The sequence below is a fragment of the Nocardia sp. NPDC087230 genome, assembly GCF_044744725.1.
GTDB classification, from domain to species: domain Bacteria; phylum Actinomycetota; class Actinomycetes; order Mycobacteriales; family Mycobacteriaceae; genus Nocardia; species Nocardia canadensis.
This window is the reverse complement of record NZ_JBIUYV010000002.1, coordinates 570,146-593,051: the sequence shown is the minus strand read 5'-3', so window position 1 is coordinate 593,051 and position 22,906 is coordinate 570,146. Positions and strand designations below refer to the sequence as shown.

The 22,906-nt window shown below is 70.7% G+C and carries 19 protein-coding genes; 11 read left to right on the top strand and 8 right to left on the bottom strand.

All coding sequences use genetic code 11. The annotated features are described in order from the left end of the window. Nucleotides 1–12 precede the first annotated feature (12 nt). Nucleotides 13–843, top strand: a complete 831-nt coding sequence (locus ACIO52_RS09025) for an SDR family NAD(P)-dependent oxidoreductase (RefSeq protein WP_316573363.1) — start codon at nucleotides 13–15, stop codon at nucleotides 841–843. Here ACIO52_RS09025 and ACIO52_RS09020 read toward each other — a convergent pair. From ACIO52_RS09020 to ACIO52_RS09010, 3 genes are read right to left on the bottom strand one after another with little or no spacing between them, the layout of a single operon-like run. Further along, nucleotides 831–2,732: a protein kinase gene (locus ACIO52_RS09020; RefSeq protein ID WP_402642789.1), complete on the bottom strand. Its 1,902-nt coding sequence runs from the start codon at nucleotides 2,730–2,732 to the stop codon at nucleotides 831–833. The two genes, ACIO52_RS09025 and ACIO52_RS09020, sit on opposite strands and share 13 nt — an antisense overlap. Before the next feature lie 31 nt (nucleotides 2,733–2,763). Continuing rightward, a complete protein-coding gene (locus ACIO52_RS09015; RefSeq protein WP_308248610.1) occupies nucleotides 2,764–4,674 on the bottom strand; it encodes a serine/threonine-protein kinase in 1,911 nt (636 codons plus the stop codon). A gap of 45 nt (nucleotides 4,675–4,719) precedes the next feature. Continuing rightward, nucleotides 4,720–7,125 carry a serine/threonine-protein kinase gene (locus tag ACIO52_RS09010; protein ID WP_218720737.1) on the bottom strand — a complete coding sequence of 802 codons (2,406 nt, stop codon included), beginning with the start codon at nucleotides 7,123–7,125 and terminating at the stop codon, nucleotides 4,720–4,722. Nucleotides 7,126–7,349: 224 nt separating this feature from the next. On the opposite strand from ACIO52_RS09010, the gene ACIO52_RS09005 reads away from it, so the two are divergent. Beyond that, nucleotides 7,350–8,699, top strand: a complete 1,350-nt coding sequence (locus ACIO52_RS09005) for an amidase (protein WP_218720738.1) — start codon at nucleotides 7,350–7,352, stop codon at nucleotides 8,697–8,699. On the opposite strand, the gene ACIO52_RS09000 is transcribed toward ACIO52_RS09005, so the two are convergent. From ACIO52_RS09000 to ACIO52_RS08990, 3 genes are all read right to left on the bottom strand, one after another. Continuing rightward, entirely contained in the window at nucleotides 8,696–9,592 is an 897-nt protein-coding gene (locus tag ACIO52_RS09000) for a LysR family transcriptional regulator (protein WP_218720739.1), read from the bottom strand. The two genes, ACIO52_RS09005 and ACIO52_RS09000, sit on opposite strands and share 4 nt — an antisense overlap. A 393-nt stretch (nucleotides 9,593–9,985) precedes the next feature. Next, nucleotides 9,986–10,804, bottom strand: coding sequence for an SDR family oxidoreductase (locus ACIO52_RS08995; protein ID WP_342801402.1), 819 nt, complete (start codon nucleotides 10,802–10,804; stop codon nucleotides 9,986–9,988). Next, complete coding sequence (locus ACIO52_RS08990) at nucleotides 10,801–12,363, bottom strand: aldehyde dehydrogenase family protein (protein ID WP_218720741.1); 1,563 nt, start codon at nucleotides 12,361–12,363, stop codon at nucleotides 10,801–10,803. The genes ACIO52_RS08995 and ACIO52_RS08990 overlap by 4 nt, the downstream gene beginning before the upstream one ends. A gap of 106 nt (nucleotides 12,364–12,469) precedes the next feature. Here ACIO52_RS08990 and ACIO52_RS08985 point away from each other — a divergent pair, with 106 nt between their 5' ends. Next, nucleotides 12,470–13,693, top strand: coding sequence for a PucR family transcriptional regulator (locus tag ACIO52_RS08985; protein ID WP_402642783.1), 1,224 nt, complete (start codon nucleotides 12,470–12,472; stop codon nucleotides 13,691–13,693). On the opposite strand, the gene ACIO52_RS08980 is transcribed toward ACIO52_RS08985, so the two are convergent. After that, nucleotides 13,678–13,950 carry a DUF2277 domain-containing protein gene (locus ACIO52_RS08980; RefSeq protein ID WP_189029638.1) on the bottom strand — a complete coding sequence of 91 codons (273 nt, stop codon included), beginning with the start codon at nucleotides 13,948–13,950 and terminating at the stop codon, nucleotides 13,678–13,680. The genes ACIO52_RS08985 and ACIO52_RS08980 overlap by 16 nt on opposite strands. Before the next feature lie 97 nt (nucleotides 13,951–14,047). Here ACIO52_RS08980 and ACIO52_RS08975 point away from each other — a divergent pair, with 97 nt between their 5' ends. Continuing rightward, nucleotides 14,048–14,896: a DUF1266 domain-containing protein gene (locus ACIO52_RS08975; protein ID WP_218720742.1), complete on the top strand. Its 849-nt coding sequence runs from the start codon at nucleotides 14,048–14,050 to the stop codon at nucleotides 14,894–14,896. Nucleotides 14,897–14,974: 78 nt separating this feature from the next. Here the strand turns inward: ACIO52_RS08975 and ACIO52_RS08970 are convergent, their stop codons facing one another. Beyond that, nucleotides 14,975–15,910: a hypothetical protein gene (locus ACIO52_RS08970; RefSeq protein WP_218720743.1), complete on the bottom strand. Its 936-nt coding sequence runs from the start codon at nucleotides 15,908–15,910 to the stop codon at nucleotides 14,975–14,977. A 276-nt stretch (nucleotides 15,911–16,186) separates the two neighbouring features. On the opposite strand from ACIO52_RS08970, the gene ftsH reads away from it, so the two are divergent. The 7 genes from ftsH (at nucleotide 16,187) to ACIO52_RS08935 (ending at nucleotide 22,804) form a co-directional block, all read left to right on the top strand. After that, nucleotides 16,187–18,532, top strand: a complete 2,346-nt coding sequence (ftsH, locus tag ACIO52_RS08965; protein ID WP_316573367.1) for an ATP-dependent zinc metalloprotease FtsH — start codon at nucleotides 16,187–16,189, stop codon at nucleotides 18,530–18,532. A gap of 71 nt (nucleotides 18,533–18,603) precedes the next feature. Further along, entirely contained in the window at nucleotides 18,604–19,278 is a 675-nt protein-coding gene (gene folE, locus ACIO52_RS08960; RefSeq protein WP_316573368.1) for a GTP cyclohydrolase I FolE, read from the top strand. Next, nucleotides 19,275–20,147: a dihydropteroate synthase gene (folP, locus tag ACIO52_RS08955; protein ID WP_316573369.1), complete on the top strand. Its 873-nt coding sequence runs from the start codon at nucleotides 19,275–19,277 to the stop codon at nucleotides 20,145–20,147. The genes folE and folP overlap by 4 nt, the downstream gene beginning before the upstream one ends. Next, entirely contained in the window at nucleotides 20,144–20,566 is a 423-nt protein-coding gene (gene folB, locus ACIO52_RS08950; protein WP_402642776.1) for a dihydroneopterin aldolase, read from the top strand. The genes folP and folB overlap by 4 nt, the downstream gene beginning before the upstream one ends. After that, nucleotides 20,563–21,102 carry a 2-amino-4-hydroxy-6-hydroxymethyldihydropteridine diphosphokinase gene (gene folK, locus ACIO52_RS08945; protein WP_342802338.1) on the top strand — a complete coding sequence of 180 codons (540 nt, stop codon included), beginning with the start codon at nucleotides 20,563–20,565 and terminating at the stop codon, nucleotides 21,100–21,102. The genes folB and folK overlap by 4 nt, the downstream gene beginning before the upstream one ends. Continuing rightward, nucleotides 21,096–21,569: a DUF3180 domain-containing protein gene (locus ACIO52_RS08940; RefSeq protein ID WP_218720634.1), complete on the top strand. Its 474-nt coding sequence runs from the start codon at nucleotides 21,096–21,098 to the stop codon at nucleotides 21,567–21,569. Before folK ends, ACIO52_RS08940 begins: the two co-directional genes overlap by 7 nt. A gap of 68 nt (nucleotides 21,570–21,637) precedes the next feature. Beyond that, on the top strand, nucleotides 21,638–22,804 hold the full coding sequence (locus ACIO52_RS08935) for a DUF6779 domain-containing protein (protein WP_402642772.1): 1,167 nt from the start codon (nucleotides 21,638–21,640) through the stop codon (nucleotides 22,802–22,804). Nucleotides 22,805–22,906: the final 102 nt, after the last annotated feature.

Here is a 22,906-nt window from a genome sequence, read left to right as displayed (position 1 = left end):
AAGGAGGCTCGCATGACCCGCGCAGACAACGAAGCCCGCACCTGGTTCATCACCGGCGCGTCGCGAGGACTCGGCCGGGCCTTCGCCGAGGCCGCCCTCGCCGCCGGTGATCGGGTCGTCGGCGTCGCCCGTGATGTCACGCCGCTGGCCGACCTGGTCGCCGCCGCCGACGGGCGACTGGTCACCTTCGCGCTCGACGTCGCCGATCGCGCGGCCGTCTTCGCCGGCGTGCGGCGGGCGTTCGACGCGTTCGGCCGGCTCGACGTGGTCGTCAACAACGCGGGCGGCGTGGTGCTCGGCATGCTCGAGGAACTCACCGAGCAGCAGGCCCGCGACCATCTGGACGTCAACTTCTTCGGCGCGTTGTGGGTGAGCCAGGCCGTGGTGCCGCTGCTGCGCGAGCAGGGGTCCGGCCACATCCTCCAGGTGTCCTCGATGGGGTCGGCGGGCGGCTTCGCGGCGACCGGCGTCTACAGCGCGGGCAAGGCGGCCCTCGACGCGATGAGCGAGGCGCTGGCCATGGAGGTGGAACGGTTCGGCATCGCCGTCACCATCGTTCAGCCCGGCGGCTACGAGACCGGTCTGTTCACCACCGGGCTCACCATGACCGACCAGCACCCGGCCTACGCCCCGGTCCGCGCCTGGCTCGAGGAGATGTGGAGCGAGTCGAAGGACGCCGACCCGGGCGCGGCCGCGGCCGTCGTCATCCGCCTGGTGGACATGGACGCGCCGCCGAAGCGGATCGTCCTGGGCGACGCGGCCTTCGACATGGTCGCCGACCTCGGCGCGGCCCGCACGGCCGAACTCGCGAAGTGGGAGGAGTTGAGCCGTCAGGCGGGCTGAGGCCGGGTGCCGACCACCCGCAGCAGCGCGCGGATATCGCCCTCGATGGCGCGGAACAGCGCGTAGCAACCGGCGAAGCCCAACGCCCCGCCCACACAGATGGCGCGGAGCAGGGTGGTGGTCGACAACAGATCCGGTATCGGCAGGAAGGTCGCGCTCGCGATCGCGAGCAGGGGAATCGACGCGGCCGTCATGAGATAGCGGTGACAGTGCCCGACCAGCCCCGTCAGCGCCGCGCCGTCGGCGCGGAAGTCCTGTCCGTGGTGCACGAACAGCGGGTAGACGCAGCGCGTGAGATAGAGCGTGATCAGGAAGAACGGGTAGGTCATCGCGATGGCCGCGCTGATCGCCGCCGCGATGAGGAAGTGCACCGCCGTGCGCACGGTCAGGCCGTTGCCCGTCAGCGCGATCGTGACGGCGAAGACGACGGCCGCCGACAGCCACAGAACGACCGCCACCGCGACGGCCTGATTGCCGAATCGCAGGCAGTCGCGCCGGGCGCGGTCGAGCGCGCCCGGCGAGCACCGCAGGCCCGCCCGTAATCGCCGGGGCACGATCAACAGCCGCCGGGCCAGGTAGATCAGCGTCACGGCGCCCATCGAGAAGAAGAGCACGTTCGTCACGCCCGCGACCGTCAGCAGGGTCGACCTGGTGCCGGGGTCGAGCCGGTCGACGATCAGCGCGGTGTTCAGCCGGGCGTTGTAGAGCGCGGCCAGCAGGTTGGGGAGCGCGATCGACAGCGCCAGGATGGGAAACAGGTACGGGCGCAGCCGGGCGCGCAGGCAGGTCGGCGGCGGGTCGACGAGGTCGCGGGCGCGCGGGTCCAGACAGAGGTCGAACTGCGCGGCGAGGACACCGCCGTCGGGCCAGCGATCCGCGCGGTCGGCGGCCAGGCAGGTCAGCAGGACCCGGCGCAGCGCGGCGGGGCAGTCGGCGGGCACCTGCGCGAGCGCGGCGGCGGTGATGCCGTCGTCGCGACGTTCCAGGGCGGCGTCCAGGGCGATCTCCGGGCGCAGCTCGTCGAGCGGGACGGTGGTGTCGTCGAAGGGTTTGGCGCCGGTGAGCAGTTCCCACAGCAGCACGCCGAGGGAGTAGATGTCGGCGCGGGTGTCGAGGTCGGCGGCGGTGCGGTGGTAGCCGGGGTGGCAGGCTTCGAGCTGTTCGGGGGACATGTAGGCCAGTGAGCCGCCGAAGTAGGACACCGGGTCGGTGTCGGTCGAGCGACTGAAGCTGATGTTGAAGTCGGCGAGTTTGGGGATGCCCTCGGCGGTGAGCAGGACGTTGGCCGGCTTCACGTCGCGGTGCAGGACGCCGTTGCCCGTCGCGTGTCGCAGGGCGGCGGCCAGCCTGCCGCCCAGCCAGGCGACCGTTTCCGGCCAGCTCAGGCCGGCGATCTCGGTGCGCACGGCCGAGTCGGTGGGGCGGATCTCGCCCTTCTCCTCCATCGCCGTGTCGACGGCGTCGAGCAGCAGGGCGCTCGTGCGCTCGGCCGGCGGGGTCGCGCGGACCCAGCGCAGCACCCCGAGCAGGGTGCCGCCGGGCAGGAACTGCATGTACAGCAGCCGCAATCGCGGTGAGCCGTCAGCGGGCGCGTCGAGCACCTGCTGGTCGAACACGCGCACGATGTAGTCGTGGTCGAGCTGGGCCAGCGTCTGTGGCTCGCTGCCGGTGTCGGCGGAGATCTTCACCGCGACCAGCCGCTGCATCGATCGCTGCCGGGCCAGGAAGACGCGAGCGAACGCGCCGGACCCGAGCTCGGTGAGCAGGTCGAAATCGCCGATCCTGGTGCCGACCGCGATCCGGTCGAGTCCGCGCCGATCGGTCGGATGCGCCGCGCCGGTGCGGTCGAGCGCGGGTCGGGTCGCCTCGACGGTGCGTGTGGAGCTCACGCCGGGGGTACGGACGCGACCGTCGGGTGGTTCATCGCGATCTCGGCGGACCCGCGCGGGGGTAGCCGGACCCGGTCACCCGCAGCAGCGCGCGGATATCGGATTCGATGATCCGGAACAGCACATAGGAGCCGACGAAACCGATCATCCCGCCCACGCAGATCGTGCGCAGCGGGGTGAGCGTGGTCAGCAGATCCGGGACCGGCAGGAATGTCGCGCTGGCGACGACCAGCAGCGGAATCGACGCCGCGACCACCAGGTACCGACGGCACCGGGCGGCCAGTGCCGTCAGCGAGCCGCCGTCGTCGCGGAAGTCCTGGCCGTGGTGCAGGAACATCGGATAGACGCAGCGCAGCAGGTACAGCGTGATCAGGAAGAACGGGTACGTCATCGCCACGGCGGCGCAGATCGCGGACACCAGCAGCAGGTGCACCGCGGTGCGGACCGGCAGGTCGCCGTCCGCGACACCGATGGTGATCGCGTAGATCACCCCCGCCGCGACCCACAGCACGAACACCACCGCGATGGCCAGATGGCCGAGTCGCAGACAGTCCTGTCTGGCCAGTTCGAGAGCCCGGGGCGGACAGTGCCGTCCGGTGCGCAGCCGGTGCGGGATGGTCAGCAGTCGGCGCCCCAGATAGATCAGCGTGGCGCCGCCCGCCGAGAAGAAGATCAGGTTGGTGAGGTCGGCGACGTCGCGCTGAGTGGCGCGGGTGGCGGGGTCGAGCCTGCTGTGGATCAGGGTCGTGTTCAGCTGTCGCTGGTAGTAGGCGGCCAGCACGTTCGGGATCGCGATCGACAGCGCCAGGAGGGGAAACAGGAACGGCCGCAGTCGGATTCGCCAGCTGTTCGGTGGCGGGTCGACGAGGCCGCGCGCGTGCTGATCCAGGCACAGGTCGAATTGGGCGGCCAGGATCGCACCGTCGGCCCACCGCTCGGCGCGGTCGGGGGACAGGCAGGTCAGCAGGATGCGGCGCAGGGCGGCGGGGCAGTCGGCGGGGACCTGGTCGACGGCCGCCGCGGTGGCGCCTCCGGCCCGGCGCTCCAGGGCGGCGTCCAAGGCGATCTCCGGGCGTAGGTCGTCGTCGGGGACGGTGGTGTCGTCGAAGGGTTTGGCGCCGGTGAGCAGTTCCCACAGCAGCACGCCGAGGGAGTAGATGTCGGCGCGGGTGTCGAGGTCGGCGGCGGTGCGGTCGTAGCCGGGATGGCACGCCTCGAGCTGTTCCGGCGACATGTAGGCCAGTGAGCCGCCGAAATACGAGACCGGACTGGTGTCGGTCGAGCGGCTGAAGCTGATGTTGAAGTCGGCGAGTTTGGGCACGCCCTCGGCGGTGAGCAGCACATTCGCCGGTTTCACGTCGCGGTGCAGGACGCCGTTGGCCGAGGCGTGCCGCAAGGCCGACGCCAACCGGCTGCCCAGCCAGGCGACCGTTTCCGGCCAGCTCAGGCCGGCGATCTCGGTGCGCACGGCCGAGTCGGTCGGGCGGATCTCGCCCTTCTCCTTCATGGCGGCGTCGACCGCGTCGAGCAGCAGGGCGCTCGTGCGCTGGGCGGGTGGCGTCGCGCGGACCCAGCGCAGCACGTCGAGCAGGGTGCCGCCGGGCAGGAACTGCATGTAGAGCATGCGCAGCCGGGGCGAGCCGTCGGTGGGATCGTCGAGAATCTGCTGGTCGAACACGCGCACGATGTAGTCGTGGTCGAGCTGGGCCAGCGTCTGTGGCTCGGTGCCCGCGTCGGCGGAGATCTTCACCGCGACCAGCCGCTGCATCGATCGCTGCCGGGCCAGGAAGACGCGGGCGAACGCGCCCGTGCCGAGCTCGGTGAGCAGCTCGAAGTCACCGATCCGCGCGCCGACCTCGATCCGGTCGAGCCCACGTCGGTCGGCCGGGTACGCGGTCTCGAGCGCGGGCCGGGTCGCCTCGGTCGTGCGTGTGGAGCTCACTACGGGTGGTACGGCCGCGGGCATCCGCAGGGTTCATCCCGGCGGTCAGCTCACGACCCGCTCCAGCGCGGCCAGGTCGGCCTCGAGCTGACGGAACAGCAGGTAGGAGCCGACGAAGGCGACGATGCCGCCGACGCACAGCACCCGGACCGCCACGATCACCTGGGTGATGTCGGTGGGCGGCAGGAAGGTCACGCCCGCCACCGCCAGCAGGGGGACCGACGCGGCGACCGCCAGGTACCAGGTGCACCGACGGCTGAGCGCGCGCAGCCAGATGGCGTCGTCGGTGCTGATCTCGCCGTGCCGCAGGAAGATCGGGTAGATGCAGCGGACCAGGTAGAAGGTCACCAGGAAGAACGGGTAGGCGACCGCGATCGCACCGCAGACCAGCAGCGAGGCCAGGAAGTGGATGACCGCGTGCGCGGGCACATCGCCCGAGGCCAGGCGCAGGGCGATCGGGAAGGTGATGCCGGACAGGGCCCACAGCGAGAACGCGACGACCACCGCGCGGTCGCCCAGGCGCAGGGTGTCGTGTCTGGTGCGGCGTAGCGTCGCCGGGTCGTAGCGCTTGCCGTGGCGCATGCCCCGCGGCACCGACAGGACGAATCGGGCCAGGTAGATGAGCAGGACGGTGCCCGCGGGGAAGAACACGAGGTTCACCCCGGCGGTGATCACCACGAACGATTGCTGCGCGGTCTCACTGAGCCTGCTCACCACCAGCGTCTGGTTGTGCACGATGTTGTACCAGGACGCCAGCGCGTTCGGGATGCCGATGGCGATCACCATCACCAGCAGCGGCAACCGGCGCAGCATCATCCGCCAGCTCTTCGGCGGCGGGTCGACCAGGTCGCGGGCACGCTCGTCCAGGCACAGGTCGAACTGCTTGGCCAGCACCGCGCCGTCGGGCCAGCGGCGGGAGCGGTCGGGTTCCAGGCAGGTCAGCAGGACCCGGCGCAGGGCGGCCGGGCAGTTCGCGGGCACCCGGTCCAGCGCGGCCGCGTCGACGCCGCCGGTGCGGCGTTCCAGCATGGCCTCGAGGGTGGTCTCGTCGCCGCCGCCCGCGGCCTCGGCGGTGCTGTCGTCGAAGGGCTTCGCGCCGGTCAGCAGTTCCCAGAGCACGACGCCGAGGGAGTAGATGTCGGCGCGGGTGTCGAGGTCGGCGGCGCTGCGGCCGAGCCCGGGATGGCAGGCCTCGAGCTGTTCGGGCGACATGTAAGACAGCGAGCCGCCGAAATACGACACCGGGCTGGTGCCCGCGACGGTGCGGCTGAAGCTGATGTTGAAGTCGGCCAGCTTGGGCACGCCCTCGGCGGTGAGCAGGACGTTGGCGGGCTTGACATCGCGGTGCAGCACGCCGTGCGCGGCCGCGTAGTCGAGGGCTTCGGCCAGCCGCCTGCCCAGCCAGGCCACGGTCTCGGGCCAGGTCAGGTCGGCCAGTTCGGTGCGCACGCTCGAGTCGGTGGGGCGGATCTCGCCCTTCTCCTCCATCGCCGTGTCCACCGCGTCGAGCAGCAGCTTGCCGCTGCGCTCCTCGGGTGGGGTCGCGCGGACCCAGCGCAGCAGGCCGAGCAGCGTGCCGCCGGGCAGGAACTGCATGTAGAGCAGCCGCAGGCGGCGGGCCGCGGACGGCGCCGAGTCGGTGTCGAGCAGCTGCTGGTCGAACACGCGCACGATGTAGTCGTGGTCGAGCTGGGCCAGGGTCTGCGGTTCGGTGCCGCGGTCGGCGGAGATCTTCACCGCGACCAGCCGCTGCATCGAGGTCTGCCTGGCCAGGAAGACCCGCGCGAACGCGCCGGCACCGAGCCCGGTCAGCAGCTCGAAATCACCGATCCGCTGGCCGATCTCGATCCGGTCCAGCGGCTCGAACCGGCCGGGTCCCGACGCGTCGGCGGTCGCCGCGGCGGTGGCCGCAGCGGTCGCTGTCGCGGTGAGATCGAGCTCGGGCGTGGTCACCTGGGTAGTACGACGCGACGCGGGCGGTTGGTTCACCGTCGGGTCGGGATCGTCGGTGCGGTGGGTGCTCTGCTCGAGCTCATCGGTGTTGAGCAGACCACGCAGACTCGGCGCCTGATCCGGATATTCGCGCAGGCAGTCGCGGGGGTCGACGCGTTCGCCGCTGTGCCTGCGGATGACGAATTCCTCGAAGACCAGCCCGGCGGGCAGGGTCGTGCGCGCGAGTTCGGGGAACTCCGCGCAGTAGTCGGCCAGGCGCTTGCGAGCGACGGTCTCGCCGGCGTGCTGCAGCCACCGGTGCCGCAGATCGACGCGGATCAGCGCGTGCAGTGCCTGCCTGCGCAGGGTCATCGCGTCGGGCAGGAACTCGGAGATGTCGGGCGGCCGGCCGGTCGATCCCCATGCCGCGGCGAACGCCTCGACCATGTCCGCGCGCACGTTCGTTGCCGGACCGGCGCTCGTGTCGGGCCCGTCACCGCTTCCGGTGTTATCGCTCATCCAAACCGACCTAAGGTTCGCGCGGATCGGAGCGAAATTCCTTCCGCCACACCCGACACCATCGGCCCCCGAGCCGTACCCGAATGATACTTTGCGCCTCGAGAGCAGATCACCCGAATTTCGACGACCATGCGACGGGGGCGAATCCGCACATGCACGATGACCTCACAGCGGTAGCATGGGAGTCCGTCGACGACGACGGCGTGACGGACGCTGAGGTGGCGATGAACTCTTCCCGCCCCCCCGCCGACGAATACCCCATCGGCGGCCCGGCTGCGGCGCTGGCTGCCCGGGTACGCGCGGGCACGATCACGCCCACCGACGTGGTGACCGAGGCACTGACCCGTATTTCCTCGGAGAATCGCAAGATCAACGCGTTCACCGTCGTGCGCGCCGAACAGGCACTCGCGGAGGCGCGTGAGCTGACCGACCGCGACGAACTGGACGAGCTGCCGTTGGCCGGCGTGCCGGTCGCGGTGAAGCAGAACATCGAGGTCACCGGGGTGCCGACCAGGACCGGTTCCGCCGCGACCGCGGCGGAACCGGCGTCGGCCGATCATCCGGTGGTGGCCCGGCTGCGCGCCGCGGGCGCGATCGTCGTCGGGGTGACCGCGATGCCCGAACTCGGGCTGTGGGCGACGACCGACGAGGACGGGACCGTCACCCGCAATCCGCGCGATGTCGGCCGGTCCGCCGGTGGGTCCTCGGGCGGGGCGGCCGCCGCGGTCGCCGCCGGACTCGTGCCGATCGCGCACGGCAACGACGGCCTCGGTTCGATCCGGGTGCCCGCCGCGGCGTGCGGTGTCTTCGGGATCAAGCCGGGTCGACAGGTGGTGCCCGCCGAGATCGGCGTCGACTCCTGGGGCGGCATGGCCGAGAACGGGGTGCTCGCGACGACCGTGTCGGACGCGGCGCTGGCGCTGTCGGTGCTGGCGGGCCGATCGGATCTGGCCGAGCTACGCGCGCCTCAGCGACTACGCATCGGACTTGCCGTGGCTCCGCCGTCGCGACTGGTCCGGGTGGATCGACACTGGACGGCGGCAGCGCGCACGGCGGGTGCGCGCGCGGCGGCGGCCGGTCACCTGGTGGAACCGGTCGAGCTGCCCTACGGCGACGCGGCGCTGATGATGCTGCTGCGCTGGCCCAGCGTCGGCCTGGGCGATGCCGCCCGGCTTCCGCACCCCGACCTGCTGCAACGCCGTACGAAGCGGCATCTCGCGGTGGGCAGGCTGATCCGGCGGCTGCGGTTGGTGCGCCCGGACCAGGTCGACCGGACCGAGGCGAGGCTGGTCGACTTCTTCGAGAACTTCGACGTGGTGATCACCCCCACGCTCGCGGCGCCGCCGCCCAAGGCCAAACAGTGGAGTGGGCGCGGCTGGACCGCGAATGTCCTCGGCTCGGTGCGCTACGCGCCGTTCACCGGCATCTGGAATCTGGTCGGCTGGCCCGCCGCGTCGGTGCCGATGGGCACCCATCCCGAGGCGCACACCCCGCTCGCGGCGCAGCTGGCCGGTCCGCCGGGCAGCGAGGCCACCTTGCTCGGCCTCGCCGCCCAACTGGAACTGTCGAACTAGACCGCGATCGGCTGCGGCTGCGGCTGCGGTTCGGAGAACCCGCCGTCGACGGCGCGACCGGCGAATTCCAGGATGGTGGGCCTGGTGTCGTCGGCGCGCCACGCCACCGCCAGCTCGCACGGGGTGAGTCCGGCGACCGGACGCGCGGTCAGACCGGGCCAGCGGTACATCGGCACGTTGTTCTCCGCGAGCAGGCACACGCCCAGGCCCAGGCTCACGGCCTCGAGCTTGTCCTCGGGGGTGGCCGCCTCGGCGCCGATCTTGGCGGCGCGGCCGCCGCGGGCGTCGTTGCCGAGCCAGAAGTCACGCACCGCGCCCGCCTCGGTCGGCAGGGCGACGAACGGCTCGTCGAGCAGATCGGCGAACTCGATCGTCTCCTGCTCGGCGAGCGGGTGGTTCTCGGGCAGCAGCACCCAGCGTGGCTCGGTGCGCAGCACCTGCCAGCGGTAGCGATTGGGGTCGGGCAGCGGCAGCCACACCAGGGCCAGGTCGGCCTGGCGGCCCGCCAGGCCACTGGACGGGTCGTTCCAGGAGGCGGCGTGCAGGGCCAGGCGGTGGCCGCTGGCGCTCTCCAGGTCGTTGAGCAGGCCGCGGCCGAGGGCGGACTGGATGCCAACGCGCAGTACTTCACCGGCTTCCTGCAGGGAGACGTTGGTCACCTCCCACAGCTCCAGGATCTTGCGTGCGCCTTCGAGGAGTTCCTTACCGGCGACGGTCAGGGCGACACTGCGCTGGTTGCGGTCGAACAGGACCACGTCGAGCTGGCGTTCGAGCTGGCGGATCTGGCGTGAGAGCGTCGGCTGAGCGATGTGCAGCCGCTGAGCGGCGTTGGTGAAATGCAGTTCCTCAGCGACGGCGACGAAATACCGCAGATCGCGCAAATGCGGGTCCATAGCACCTTGCTATCAGAATCGGTCGGGAAATTCCAGCCAAAACGGGCAAGGAAGTTCGCGTAGGTGGATCAAAACAGTCACCAGGTTGGTATCGCACAGCATATGGCCTGACATGGTGCGCTGCATCATTGAGACGTCATTTGTGTGCGATCGACCGGCCGTGCTCGGCCGGCGCGGGTTTGCTGGGCGGTTGACCAGCGAAAATGCGTCGGGACTCACACGAACCGGCGCGCTGTGGCGTGCGCCGGAGCGGTCGCGGTGAGCGGGAAAACAGACCGCTGACCACTGTCCGCGCAGGAAAGCCTGGCGCGCAGTGAGTTTCGTCACAAACAGGTTTCGGTGTGTGGAATCCGGCCGCCGCGACCCGTGCGCGGGCGGCCGGATGGCGGCCACTCAGCTCTCGCGAGCACGCTCCTCGTAGGCCCGCCGCGCCGACGTGTCGACATCGCCGAGGAAGACCGTGCTCGACCCCAGCGCCCGGCCGAGCGCGTCGCCGACCGCCTCGGGCAGCAGGTTCACGAACCGGGACAGATACCCCGCGAACGCCGACACCCGCACCTTGGACCGCGGCGACCCGATCAACCCCTCGATCGCCGCGGCGATCTGGTCCGGTTCGGCCGGCTGCAACAACCAGTTGGTCTGCACCCCGGCGCCCAGCTCGGTCTTCGTCAGCGTCGGCAGCACCGCCGAGAAGCGCAGACCCGACCCGCGATACTCCTCGCGCAGGGTGTCGGTGAAGCCGAGCACCGCGTGCTTGCTGGCGTTGTAGGTCGCCAGCCCGGGGATGTGGGTCTCGCCGGCCAGCGAGGCGATGTTGATGACGTGCCCGCGCCCACGCGGCAGCATCCGCGCCAGGCCCAGCTTGGAACCGAGGATCACGCCGTAGACGTTGATCTCGAGAATCCGGCGGGTCACCCGGTCGGGCTCGTCGACGAGCAGGCCCGTCGGCATGATGCCCGCGTTGTTGATCAGCACGTCGATCGGGCCGACGGTGCGCTCCACCTCGTCGAGGAAGGCCTCGAACGAGACCGGATCGGTCACGTCGAGGGCGCCCGACAGCGCGAAATCGCCCGCCGCCTTCACCGCCGCCTCGTCGATGTCACCGATCGCCACCCGCGCGCCGTGCTCGCGCAGCCGTGTGGCCGTGGCGAGTCCGATGCCGCGGGCGCCGCCGGTGATCACGACGACGAGATCGCGGACCGCCGTGCTCATTTGCCGCTCTTGAGTCGCCACACCGCGGGCAGGTCGATCCGGCGCAGGCCGCGCGCACCGGCGACCCGCATCGCACTCACCATGACGACGAGCTTGTTCATGTCGTACGGGTACCAGAACAGCTCTTTGCTCATGGTCGGCAGCTTCGGCTTGGTCATCGCCTGCGCGCGGCAGTACTTGCGCACTCCCGCCGCCCCGCCCCAGCGCGCGCCGACACCGGACAGACCCCAGCCGCCCATCGGCATCGCCGGGTTGAACAGGTTCGAGAACACGTCGTTGATATTGACCGCGCCCGCGTTCAGCTGCCGTGCCACGCGTTCACCGCGCGCCTTGTCACCGGTCCACACCGACGCCGACAGGCCGTAGCTGGAATCGTTGGCCAGCCGGATCGCCTCGGCCTCGTCGGCCACCTTCATCACCGGCAGCGTCGGGCCGAAGGTCTCCTCGGCCACGCACGACATCGAATGGTCGACGTCGACGAGCACGGTCGGCTCGAAGAAGGTGCCGACCCCGGTGCGCTTGCCGCCGGTGGTCGCCCGCGCGCCCGCCGCGATCGCCTCGTCGACGTGGCGCTGCACGATCCGCACCTGGTTCTCGTTGGCCAGCGCGCCCACGTCGTTGTTCGATTCCCGCCCGTCCTCGCCCTGGCGCAGGGCGGCGACGGCGGCGGTCAGCTTGGTGACGAACTCGTCGTAGACCGGCGCCTCGACGTAGACCCGCTCCACCGAGATGCAGACCTGTCCGGCGTTGAACATGCCGCCGAAGGCGATGCCGTGCGCGGCGCGGTCGATGTCGGCGTCGGCCAGCACGATGGCCGGGTCCTTGCCGCCGAGCTCGAGGCTGTAGGGCACCATCCGCTCCGCGCAGGCGGCCGCGATCTTGCGGCCGGTCGCCGTGGAGCCGGTGAACTGGATGTAGTCGGCGTTCTCGACGACAGCCGCGCCGGTCGCGCCCGCGCCGGTGACCACCTTGAACACCGGCGGCGCGCCGATCTCGGCCCAGCCGCGGGCCAGCTCGACCGCCGACAGCGGCGTCACCTCCGACGGCTTGAGGATCACCGCGGCACCGGCGGCCAGCGCCGGGAACACGTCGATCGCGGGCATCGCGAGCGGGAAGTTCCACGGCGTGATCACCCCGACGACCGGGTACGGCCGGTAGGCGACGGTCAGCGACTTCACCCGGGCCAGCGGGCTGTGCGGGGAGGGATGCTCGTCGGCGAGGAACTTGCCCGCCCGGCGCGCGTAGTAGCCGAGGAGGTCAACGGCGAAGGCCGGGTCGATGAGCGCGTCGACGCGCGGCTTGGCGGTCTCGGATTGCAGGACCGCGGCCAGGTGCTCGGTGTTGTCGATGAGCCAGTCCTGCATCTTCAGCAGCCACTTCTTGCGGCCCTCGGGCCCGATGGCCTCCCATTCGGGCTGGTAGAGGCGTAGTTCCCGGACCGCGGCCGCCACTTCGTCCGGCGCCACGATCGGCACCGAGCCGGTCTGCTCGCCGGTTGCCGGATTGCGTACCGCGATCACCTGGGCGTCGGCCGCGGCGGTCTGGTCGAGTTCGGTCACTGTCGTGCTCCCCACTGCGTTGTGTGAATCAGTTCACCATCTATCAGCCTGGCACAATGAGAGCGCGGATTCTTGGCCGTTCACGTCAACGAAATCGGGTCTTTTGGTGTCTGGAGAACAAATCAGCGAACAGGTGCGCGGCTGGTTCGCCGAGTTCGTGTTCGATCTGCTGCGCACGCAGACCATGGACCGGATCGTCGCCCGGCTCGACGCGGCCGTGCTGGCCGCCTCACCCGAACTCGACGACCCCGATCTGCGCCGCGACCTGGCCGCCAGCACCCGCGCGCACGCCAGGGTCGTGCTCAGCGGCCTCGCCACCGACAGCGACGACCTCATCCTGCCCGAGGAGGCGCACGTCCTGGCCAGGACGATCGCCCGCCGCGGTCTCGACATCCGGGTGCTGCTGCGCGCGTATCAGGCCGGCCTGGCCGAGACCCTCGCGGTGATGACCGAGACCGTCGACGAGGGACAGGTGCCGCCGGATCTGGAACGCACGGTCCTGCTGCGCCTGTTCGAGCGGTCGACCACCTGGATGGGGCTGTCGATCGAGCAGCTCACCGGCACCTTCATGGCCGAGCGCGAACGGGTACTGCGCGATGCCCTCAATACCCGCACCGAACTGGTGCGCGCGCTGCTGGCGGGCACCGCGGTCGACGTCGACCAGGCCTCGATCGGCCTCGGGTACCGGCTCTCGCAACGTCATCTGGCGTTTCTGCTCTGGATCGGCGACGCGGGCGGCGAGGAACCCGGCGGCCTGCTCGACCGCACCGCGAGCAGGATCGCCGCCACGCTGGGCGCCACCGGCCTGCTCACCGTCGCGGCCAGCGCCAGCGGGCTGTGGGCCTGGGCGGCGGTCGAGGACGACGCCGAGATCGCCGAACGGATCGCGCGCTGCGAGGTGCCCGCGCCGGTGCGGGTGGCGTTCGGGATGCCGGGCGCGCACGTCGACGGTTTCGCGGCCAGTCATCGGGAGGCCGTCGCGGCACGGCGGGTCGCCGAGCACGGCACGGGCGCGGTCACCAGTTACCGCGAGGTCGAGATCGCCTATCTGGCCGGGATCGACACGGCCGCGATGCGCGGGCTGATCGCGCGCGAACTGCGCGGGCTCACCGGCGCCGACCCGGTCGCGACGCGGCTACGCGCGACTCTGCACGCCTATCTGCGCGCACAGCGCAGCCCGGAGGAAGCCGCGCGCGCGTTGGGCGTGCACAAGAACACGGTGCGCTACCGGATCGCCCGGGTGGAGGAGATTCTCGGACACCCGGTGTCCGAGCGCGCGCTCGCGCTGGAGGTGGCGCTGGACTGCGTCGCCGCCTACGGGGTCTCCTGAACCGCGCCGTCCCTGGCCGCGATCCGGCGCAGCGGCGGTTCGGTGGGCGGGGGGACCCGGCGATCGGGGAGCTCGGCCAGCAGCGTCGTGGTGGCCGCGGCGATGGCCGCGACGGCCTTGTCGACCGCGGGTTTGGTGGTGCTGCTCAGCCCGGAGATGCCGCCGACTTTGCGCACGTATTGCAAGGCGGCAGCGTAGATCTCCTGCTCGGTGGCGGCAGGCTCCAGACCACGCAAGACGGTGATATTTCTACACATGTCAGAACCATAGACCTGTGTGGCAGGTCACGGCAGGCCAAGAAAGGAGATTCGCTCCTAGGCCCAGGACGGCACCCGCCGCACTAGACTCGGCCCCATGCCTGCCAGGGGAGTACCAGCGCTGACCACCTTTCCCTACCCGGAACTGGACGGCCGCGAGGAAGACCACTGGTCCGGAGCCGGTGTGAGCGACGATGAACTTCGCGCGCTGGCGCTGGGCGCCTTCTACTCCACCCGCTGGGACGCCTTCCACGACGCGATGCTGCTCGGCCCCGAGCGCGAGCACCCGCTCGGGGATCGCCGCGAACTCGCCATCGACACCCTCACCGGCGCGTGGGGCATCACCGACGGCACCGAGGCGCGCGCGTCGATGGAACAGCTCCTCGATGGCATGCACGCTCCGCTCTACGCGCTGGTGCATCCGCTGGTGATGGCCTCGATCAACGCCAGCGAACGCGACCGCTTCGGCGAGCGGGCCGATCGCCATCGCGCCTTCCTACGCCAGGTCGGCTCGTTCCGCGGCATGGACAACCCCGAGGCGCTGGTCCGCGACTACGACATCTGGGCCCAGGCCATCAAGATCGGTTTCACCGACCACCTGGCCCGCCCGCTGCCCAACGACATCTCCGCCTGGGACCTGGCCCGCGTCGTCGCGGTCGCCCGGATGGCGTTCACCGCCGGCTACATCGATGCCGATGTCGCGTGGGAGTACTGCATGCGCGCCCTCGCGCCCGCCCAGCGCCGCTACCGCAACTGGCGCCAGTTCGGCGACGCCTACCTGGCCGGCTGGACCTACTGGCAGGCCACCGAGGACCTCGCCGAGCTCAAGAACGGCGGCGTCGACCGCCGGATGGAATTGCTACGGCTGTGGACCCGCCCGACCAGCCCGTGGCGCCGGATCGAGTTGAACGAGCCCGAACAGAAAACCGACACCGACGAGGGCTGAGTTCTCGCAACGTCGGCGCGTTCGCGCCCCTGAGGTCCCGCCCCGCCTCGCGGTCGGGCGGGGCAGGGCGGTCCCCGGTTACAGACTGCGCAGGATCCCGCGCCCGTAGCGCTGGAATTGGGTGTCGTCGACCATGCCTAGCGAATGCCGCTCGACCAGGAGTTCCCACTCCGCGTAGAGCTGGGAGACGCCCGGGTCGGCGGGCCCGGCCGCGCCGTCGGCGGCCTGCCTGCGCACGGCGAAGTTGACCGCGCAGGTCACCCGTTCGGTGTCGGCCCGGTCGGCGCCGGCGAAATGCAGCGTCCGGTTGCCGTCGCTGACGTCCATGCCCGAGCCGCCGTGCCTGGTGTCGATCTCGCCGGGCGCCGAGCGCGCGCCGTCGACGGTGCGGGCACCGAGGATCGCGGCCACGGCCAACTCGTGGGCGTAGCGTTCGCCGCTGCCGATGGAGATGAACAGCAGCCGGGTGGTGGTCGCCGCGAGCAGACCGGTGCCGTTGCCCGCGGGCGGCGCGGCGACGGCGATCGCGGTCTCGAGCACGTACTCGTCGGGGGTGACGTAGCGGTGCAGCGCGTTGATCGCCGAGCGGGCCTCCTTGCGCGGCGCCATCCGGCGCACCGCGCGCTCGACATCGGCCCTGACCGGCCCCGACTTGCCCCATTCCGGGGCGGGCGGGGTGAGGTCCGGCGCGGCGACGTCGATGCGCTGGGTGGCCATGATCTGGTCGTTGATCCGGTCGACGATGCCGAGCGCGGCGGGCACGTCGTGTTCGGCGATGAGGACCGGTAGCGGGGTGCGGTCGGCGGGCACGCCGGTGAGCACCGGGGTGGGGTAGCGCAGGTAGATCTCGATCACCACCGCGTCGTCGGCGCGCCGGTTCAGCCGCACCTTGAGCAGGTCGGCGATGGGAACATCGAGAACCCGTTCGCCATCGGTACCCGGCCGCAGAACGGTGAGACGTCCACTGCCGTGGCGCAGAATCGCTGTGGGTGTTCGTAGCTCGACGATGTCCATACCCCCTGCGCTGTAGTTGTGTCGTCGCCCACGATAAGGCGGGCATGACATGATTGTGGCCACTTGCAACAACGCGTTCGGAGCTTTCGGGAACCGTTCCCCAGCTCTGAACGTTGACCAGTGCAACTGCACCAGCAGCCGAACTGCGCGATGTATCGAACTAGACCGTACGCGGTAACGTGGCATGTCCGCATCCGAAACCCGCCGATCTCGACGCTTCGCTAGGCACACCCGGAGAAATAACCGGAAAGGACTGGGCCGTCCGGCCGACGCTCTATGAACCGCAAGACAGTGTTTCGCACTTTGGCGATCATCTCGGGCATCATGCTGATGATCTGGCTGTTCAGCTTCCTCAGCGATGACACGCGCGGCTGGGAGAGCGTCGACACTTCCGTGGCGCTCAGCCAGCTGAACGACAAAGCCAACGTCAAGAACGTCCAGATCGATGACAAGGAGCAGCAGCTCCGCATCGAACTGAACAATGGCAACGAGGCGACGAACAACAACACCAAGATCGTCGCCAAGTACCCGGGCGGCGGTGAGACGTCGGCGCAGATCTTCGACGCGGTGCAGAAGTCCGGCGCGAAGTACGACACGGTGGTCAAGCAGGAGAGCTGGCTGTCCCAGCTGCTGCTGTTCATCGTGCCGATGGTGCTGCTGGTCGGCCTGTTCATCTTCGTGATGTCGCGCATGCAGGGCGGTGGTCGCGGCGGCATGATGGGCTTCGGCAAGTCCAAGGCCAAACAGCTGTCCAAGGACATGCCCAAGACCACGTTCGCCGATGTCGCCGGCGCCGACGAGGCCGTCGAAGAGCTGTACGAGATCAAGGATTTCCTGCAGAATCCGGCCCGCTACCAGGCCCTGGGCGCGAAGATCCCGAAGGGCGTGCTGCTCTACGGTCCCCCCGGAACCGGTAAGACGCTGCTCGCGCGCGCCGTCGCCGGAGAGGCGGGCGTCCCGTTCTTCACCATCTCCGGCTCGGACTTCGTCGAGATGTTCGTCGGTGTCGGTGCCTCGCGCGTGCGCGACCTGTTCGAGCAGGCCAAGCAGAACAGCCCCTGCATCATCTTCGTCGACGAGATCGACGCGGTCGGCCGCCAGCGCGGCGCCGGCCTCGGCGGTGGCCACGACGAACGTGAGCAGACCCTCAACCAGCTGCTCGTCGAGATGGACGGCTTCGGTGACCGCACCGGCATCATCCTGATCGCGGCGACCAACCGCCCCGACATCCTCGATCCCGCGCTGCTGCGGCCCGGCCGCTTCGACCGGCAGATCCCGGTCGGCAACCCCGACCTGGCCGGTCGTCGCGCGATCCTGCGGGTGCACTCGCAGGGCAAGCCGATCTCGCCCGACGCCGACCTCGAGGGTCTGGCCAAGCGCACCGTCGGCATGTCCGGCGCCGATCTGGCCAACGTCATCAACGAGGCCGCGCTGCTCACCGCGCGTGAGCACGGCTCGGTCATCACCGGTGAATCGCTGGAGGAATCGGTCGACCGGGTCATCGGTGGTCCGCGCCGCAAGAGCCGGATCATCAGCGAGCACGAGAAGAAGATCACCGCCTACCACGAGGGCGGCCACACCCTGGCGGCCTGGGCGATGCCTGACATCGAGCCGGTCTACAAGGTCACCATTCTGGCGCGCGGCCGCACCGGCGGCCATGCCATGACGGTGCCCGAGGACGACAAGGGCCTGATGACCCGCTCGGAGATGATCGCCCGGCTGGTGTTCGCGATGGGTGGCCGCGCGGCCGAGGAACTGGTGTTCCACGAGCCGACGACCGGCGCGTCCTCCGACATCGACCAGGCGACCAAGATCGCGCGCGGCATGGTCACCGAGTACGGCATGAGCGCGCGTCTCGGCGCGGTCCGCTACGGCCAGGAGCAGGGCGACCCGTTCCTCGGCCGCTCGATGGGCGTCGCGTCGGACTACTCGCACGAGGTGGCCCGCGAGATCGACGAAGAGGTGCGCAACCTGATCGAGGCCGCGCACACCGAGGCCTGGTCCATCCTGAGCGAGTACCGCGAGCAGCTCGACGCCTTGGCGACCGCGCTGCTCGAGCGCGAGACCCTGCACCGCAAGGATCTCGAAGAGGTGCTGGCCGGGGTCGAGAAGCGGCCGCGGATCACCGCGTTCAACGACTTCGGTGACCGTCTTCCGTCCGACAAGCCCCCGGTGAAGACCCCGGGCGAGCTGGCCGCCGAGCGCGGCGAGCCGTGGCCGCCGGTGCAGCCCGCGCCGGTGCCCGCCGGTGCTCCGCTGGAACCCGCCAACGGTTATCCGGCGCAGCCGCCGCAGTACGGCCAGCCCGCCCCGCCTGCCAGCGGCTACCCGCTGCCGTCCGCGCCGACCCAGGCGATCCCGCGGCCGCAGCAGGGCACGCACGGCTCGCGGCCCGACTACGGCGCTCCGGCCGGCTGGTCGGCGCCCGGGTGGCCGCCGCGCGACGAGCCGCAGCAGCAGCCACAGGCTCCGCAGGGCCAGGGCGGTGCCTGGGCCCCGCCGGAGCAGCCGCGGCACGCCGGTGGCTTCCAGCCGTGGGGTGAGCCGCCTGTCGCGCCGCCGCAGCAGCCCGGCACCGAGCCGGAGAACAACGACTGGGAAGGGCCGAACGGCCGCCGCTGACCGGCGGCCAACTACGCTCGACCGTCGGATGCCGGACCATCACCGGCGTCGACATGTGGAGGTGCGGAGAAGTGTCGGCCAACAAGAAGGTCGCTGAGCCAACAGGGAACGGGTCGATCGCCGACGGCGAACTCGGCTCGACGAGCCCGACGGACCTGACGGCGCTGGCCACCGGTCGTCCGTTCGATCAGGACCGGGCCGAGCGCGCGGTCAGGGAACTGCTGCTCGCGGTCGGCGAGGATCCGGACCGTCCCGGTCTGCTCGACACCCCGGCCCGGGTGGCGCGCGCCTACCGGGAAATGTTCGCCGGGCTCTACACCGAGCCCGACGAGGTACTGGCGACGACCTTCGACGAGGGTCACCAGGAGCTCGTGCTGGTCCGCGACATCCCGATGTTCTCCACCTGCGAGCACCACCTGGTGTCCTTCCACGGCGTCGCGCACGTCGGCTACATCCCGGGCACCCACGGCCGGGTCACCGGCCTGTCCAAGCTGGCCCGCGTCGTGGACCTCTACGCCAAACGCCCGCAGGTGCAGGAGCGGCTGACCAGCCAGATCGCCGACGCGGTGATGCGCAGGCTGGATCCGCGCGGCGCGATCGTCGTGATCGAGGCCGAGCACCTGTGCATGGCCATGCGCGGCATCCGCAAGCCGGGCGCGAGCACCACCACCTCGGCGGTGCGCGGCCTGTTGCAGACCAACGCCGCCTCGCGTTCCGAGGCGCTGGACCTGATCCTGCGCAAATGAGCGAGCACCTCGTGACCGCGCCGCGAGGTGGCCGCTCGTGTGTGGTCATGGGTGTGGTGAACGTGACCGGGGATTCGTTCTCCGACGGTGGCCGCTATCTCGATCCCGACCTCGCGATCGCGCACGGTATCGCGCTGTACGCGGCCGGTGCCGACATCGTCGACGTCGGCGGTGAGTCGACCAGGCCCGGCGCCGACCGGGTCGATCCGGCCACCGAGGCGGGCCGGGTGGCCCCGGTGATCCGCGGTCTGGTCGCCGCGGGCGTGCCGACCAGCGTCGATACCATGCGCGCCGAGGTCGCCGAGGCGGCGCTGGACGCCGGTGTCGCGGTGATCAACGACGTCTCCGGCGGGCGCGCGGACCCGAACATGGTGAAGGTCGTCGCCGAGTCCGGGGTGCCGTGGATCCTCATGCACTGGCGCGCGGGCGCCGACTACCGTCACACGGGCCCCGCCGACCACTACGACGATGTCGTGGCCGAGGTGCGCGCCGAGCTCAGCGCCCAGGTCGACCTGGCCGTCGCCGCCGGTGTCGCCCCCGAGCGGCTGATCCTGGACCCCGGCCTCGGCTTCGCCAAGAACGCCGAGCACAACTGGGAACTGCTCGGCGCGCTGCCCGAGCTGGTCGCGGGCGGGCTGCCGATCCTGATCGGCGCCTCCCGGAAACGTTTCCTCGGCGCGCTGCTGGCCGACGCGTCCGGCCCGCGTCCGCCGGACGGCAGGGAGACGGCCACCGCCGCGGTCTCGGCGATCGCCGCCAGCCAGGGCGCGTGGGGTGTGCGGGTGCACGATGTGCGTGCCTCGCTGGACGCGATCGCCGTCGTCGACGCGTGGCGCCGAGCCACTGCCGCCCGAGGAGTCTCCCGATGAACTCACCGCTGCTGCCCCCGCCCGCGGGCAGGCCCGCGACCTCGCGGATCGAGCTGCGCGGTCTGCGCGTGTTCGGCAGGCACGGCGTGTTCGACTTCGAACGCCGCGACGGTCAGGAGTTCGTCGTCGACCTGACGGTGTGGGTCGATTTCGCCGTGGCCGCCGCCTCCGACGACCTGGCCGACACCGTCGACTACGGCGCGCTGGCCGAGCGCGCGGTCAACATCGTCGCCGGTCCGCCGCGCGATCTGATCGAGACCGTGGTCTCCGAGATCGCCGACGATGTGATGACCGACCCGCGCATCGAGGCGGTGGAAGCCGTGGTGCACAAGCCGTCCGCGCCGATTCCGCACACCTTCGCCGACGTGCGGGTGGTGGCGACGCGCTACCGCACGATCGAGCCGGGGCCGCGCCGATGAGTCGCGCCGTCCTGTCGATCGGCTCGAACCTGGGCGACCGGCTCGGGCATCTGCGCGATGTCGTTGCCGCGCTGGGGGAGCGGGCGCTCGCGGTCTCGCCGGTCTACACGACCGCGCCGTGGGGCGGCGTCGAACAGGACGACTATCTCAATGCCGTTGTCGTGGCCGAGGATCCGGGCTTCGACGACTATGCCTGGCTGCGGTTCGGCCAGGACCTCGAGCAGGCGTCGGGCCGGGTCAGGGAGATCCGGTGGGGGGCGCGCACACTCGACGTCGACGTGGTCACCTGCACCGACGACACCGGCGCCGGGATCGTCCGCGCCGGTGATCCCGCGCTGATCCTGCCCCATCCGCAGGCCCACCACCGGGCGTTCGTGCTGGTCCCGTGGCTCGACGTGGAGCCGTCGGCGCGGCTGCGGGTCGACGGCGTCGACGTGTCGATCGCCGAGCTGCTGGCCGGCCTCGCGCCGGCCGAGCGGGCCGGGGTGGTGCGAACCGATCTGGTGTTGCGGGACGAGAGCGCTCGCCCGTGCTGAAGCCGACCAGAGTGCTCGATCTGGCGCTGAACGTGGTGGTCGCCGCGGCGATCGCCTGGATCGCCACCCGCTTCGCCTATTCGACCTTCCCGACCATCTCGGTCGCGGCGGGCGCCTCGCTGCTGCCGGTCGCCGCGATCGAGGCGGCGCTGGGCTTCGTCATCAAGGCCAAGATCGCCGACGAGAAGATCGGCGACGGCCCGAACGAATTGCATCCGATCAACGTGGCCCGCGCCGCGGCGCTGGCGAAGGCCTCGATGCAGGTGGGTTCACTGGCCGCCGGGGTGTGGCTCGGCTTCCTACTGTGGGTATTCCCACAGCGCGGCACCCTGACGGCGGCCGCCGCGGATTCGCCGGGCGCGGTCGTCGGCCTGCTCGCCGGTTCCGCCCTGGTTGCTGCGGCTTTGTGGCTGGAGTATTGCTGCCGGGCCCCCGAGGAACCGCCGGACGAACCCGCTACTACCTAGCAACTTGCGGATGGAATCACCGCCGGGTTCGGTGGGCCGACCAGCAGTTTCCGGCTACCCTGGCCCACATGGTTTCACCCTCCCGTAGCACTCCGCCCCGTCGACGGCGGGACGACGCGGGAAAGCTCTTCATCGGCGCCCTCATTCTCCTAGGCCTGACGGCAAGCGTTTTCCTGATCTTCAGCGAAAACGTCCAATACGTACGAGTAGGCCTGGTAGCGGCCCTGTGGGCGGCGGTGATCGGCGCCCTCGCGGCGACCCGCTACCGCAAGGACGCGGCGGTCGACAAGGCGAAGGTGCGCGATCTCCAGACGGTGTACGAGTTGCAGCTCGAACGCGAGATCAACGCCCGCCGCGAATACGAGATGGGGGTCGAGGCGCGGGTGCGCGCCGAAGTCGGCGCCGACGCCTCGGAGATCGCGGCGCTGCGCGCCGAGCTCACCCTGCTCCGCCAGAACCTGCAGGTCCTCTTCGACGGCCCGCTGCCCGACGAGCAGCCTGCCCTGCAAGCCGACGCGGTCCGCATCGATGCCCTGCCCGCCGGTGGCTTCGACGCGTTCGACGACGCGGACCACGATTTCGCCGATAGCCCGGTGGATGCCAACGCCGCCTGGTTCGGTCCGTGGCAGCAACCGCCGAGCGCACTGAAACCCGTCTTCATGCAGCCGGTTTCGGCCAATTTCGCCGACCCCTACGACGACCCGGTCACCGCCGAGACCTCCGCCGTCCAGCTCGACGACTATGCCGAGGCCCAGCAGGCCGAGGCCACGCAGCCCACGTCGGCGCCCGCCGCGCCGACCCCGCCGCCGTCGAACGGCAAGACCCCGCCGCCGCGCCTGTCGGCCCCGAACACCCGCAAGGTCGACGACTTCGGCGCGACGATCACCGACAGCGCCCCGGCCAACGCCGTCACCGGCTCGCAGGCCGCCACCGCCGCGACAGCCGCCGCCGACAACGCCCCGGCCAACGGTGTCACCGGCTCGCAGGCCGACACCGCCCCGGCCTCGCCCGAGCCCGCCGCCGTCGACTCGGCGCCGGACAGCACCGACGAACCCGGCGCCGAGATCCCCCCGGCCGCCGCCGAGACGCCGGCCGCACCCAAGCCCGCCGACACCACCCCGACCGTCGGCACCAGCTCCCGCCGCCGCCGTCGCGCCGAGGAAGAAGGCGCCCCGCGCCTGTCTGTGGCGGATATCATGGCGAACCTCCAATCGGAGTCCAGCTCGCGATCCTGAGTAGTCGATCGCGGGATAGTCTGGAACACGACTAGCCCGTGACGACGGGTTTTCGCGTCGTAGCTGGGTCACTCGCCGGGGACGGGGGAGGTCGACTCGTGC

Bases quoted from the DNA above. Each gene is read 5' to 3' on its own strand.
- ftsH (WP_316573367.1), top strand. From the start codon at position 16,187: ATGAACCGCAAGACAGTGTTTCGCACTTTGGCGATCATCTCGGGCATC.
- folB (WP_402642776.1), top strand. From the start codon at position 20,144: ATGAACTCACCGCTGCTGCCCCCGCCCGCGGGCAGGCCCGCGACCTCG.
- ACIO52_RS08975 (WP_218720742.1), top strand. From the start codon at position 14,048: ATGCCTGCCAGGGGAGTACCAGCGCTGACCACCTTTCCCTACCCGGAA.
- ACIO52_RS08935 (WP_402642772.1), top strand. From the start codon at position 21,638: ATGGTTTCACCCTCCCGTAGCACTCCGCCCCGTCGACGGCGGGACGAC.
- ACIO52_RS09025 (WP_316573363.1), top strand. From the start codon at position 13: ATGACCCGCGCAGACAACGAAGCCCGCACCTGGTTCATCACCGGCGCG.
- ACIO52_RS08970 (WP_218720743.1), bottom strand. From the start codon at position 15,910: ATGGACATCGTCGAGCTACGAACACCCACAGCGATTCTGCGCCACGGC.
- ACIO52_RS08995 (WP_342801402.1), bottom strand. From the start codon at position 10,804: ATGAGCACGGCGGTCCGCGATCTCGTCGTCGTGATCACCGGCGGCGCC.
- ACIO52_RS09010 (WP_218720737.1), bottom strand. From the start codon at position 7,125: ATGAGCGATAACACCGGAAGCGGTGACGGGCCCGACACGAGCGCCGGT.
- ACIO52_RS08980 (WP_189029638.1), bottom strand. From the start codon at position 13,950: ATGTGTAGAAATATCACCGTCTTGCGTGGTCTGGAGCCTGCCGCCACC.
- ACIO52_RS09005 (WP_218720738.1), top strand. From the start codon at position 7,350: ATGAACTCTTCCCGCCCCCCCGCCGACGAATACCCCATCGGCGGCCCG.
- ACIO52_RS09000 (WP_218720739.1), bottom strand. From the start codon at position 9,592: ATGGACCCGCATTTGCGCGATCTGCGGTATTTCGTCGCCGTCGCTGAG.
- folP (WP_316573369.1), top strand. From the start codon at position 19,275: ATGAGCGAGCACCTCGTGACCGCGCCGCGAGGTGGCCGCTCGTGTGTG.
- folK (WP_342802338.1), top strand. From the start codon at position 20,563: ATGAGTCGCGCCGTCCTGTCGATCGGCTCGAACCTGGGCGACCGGCTC.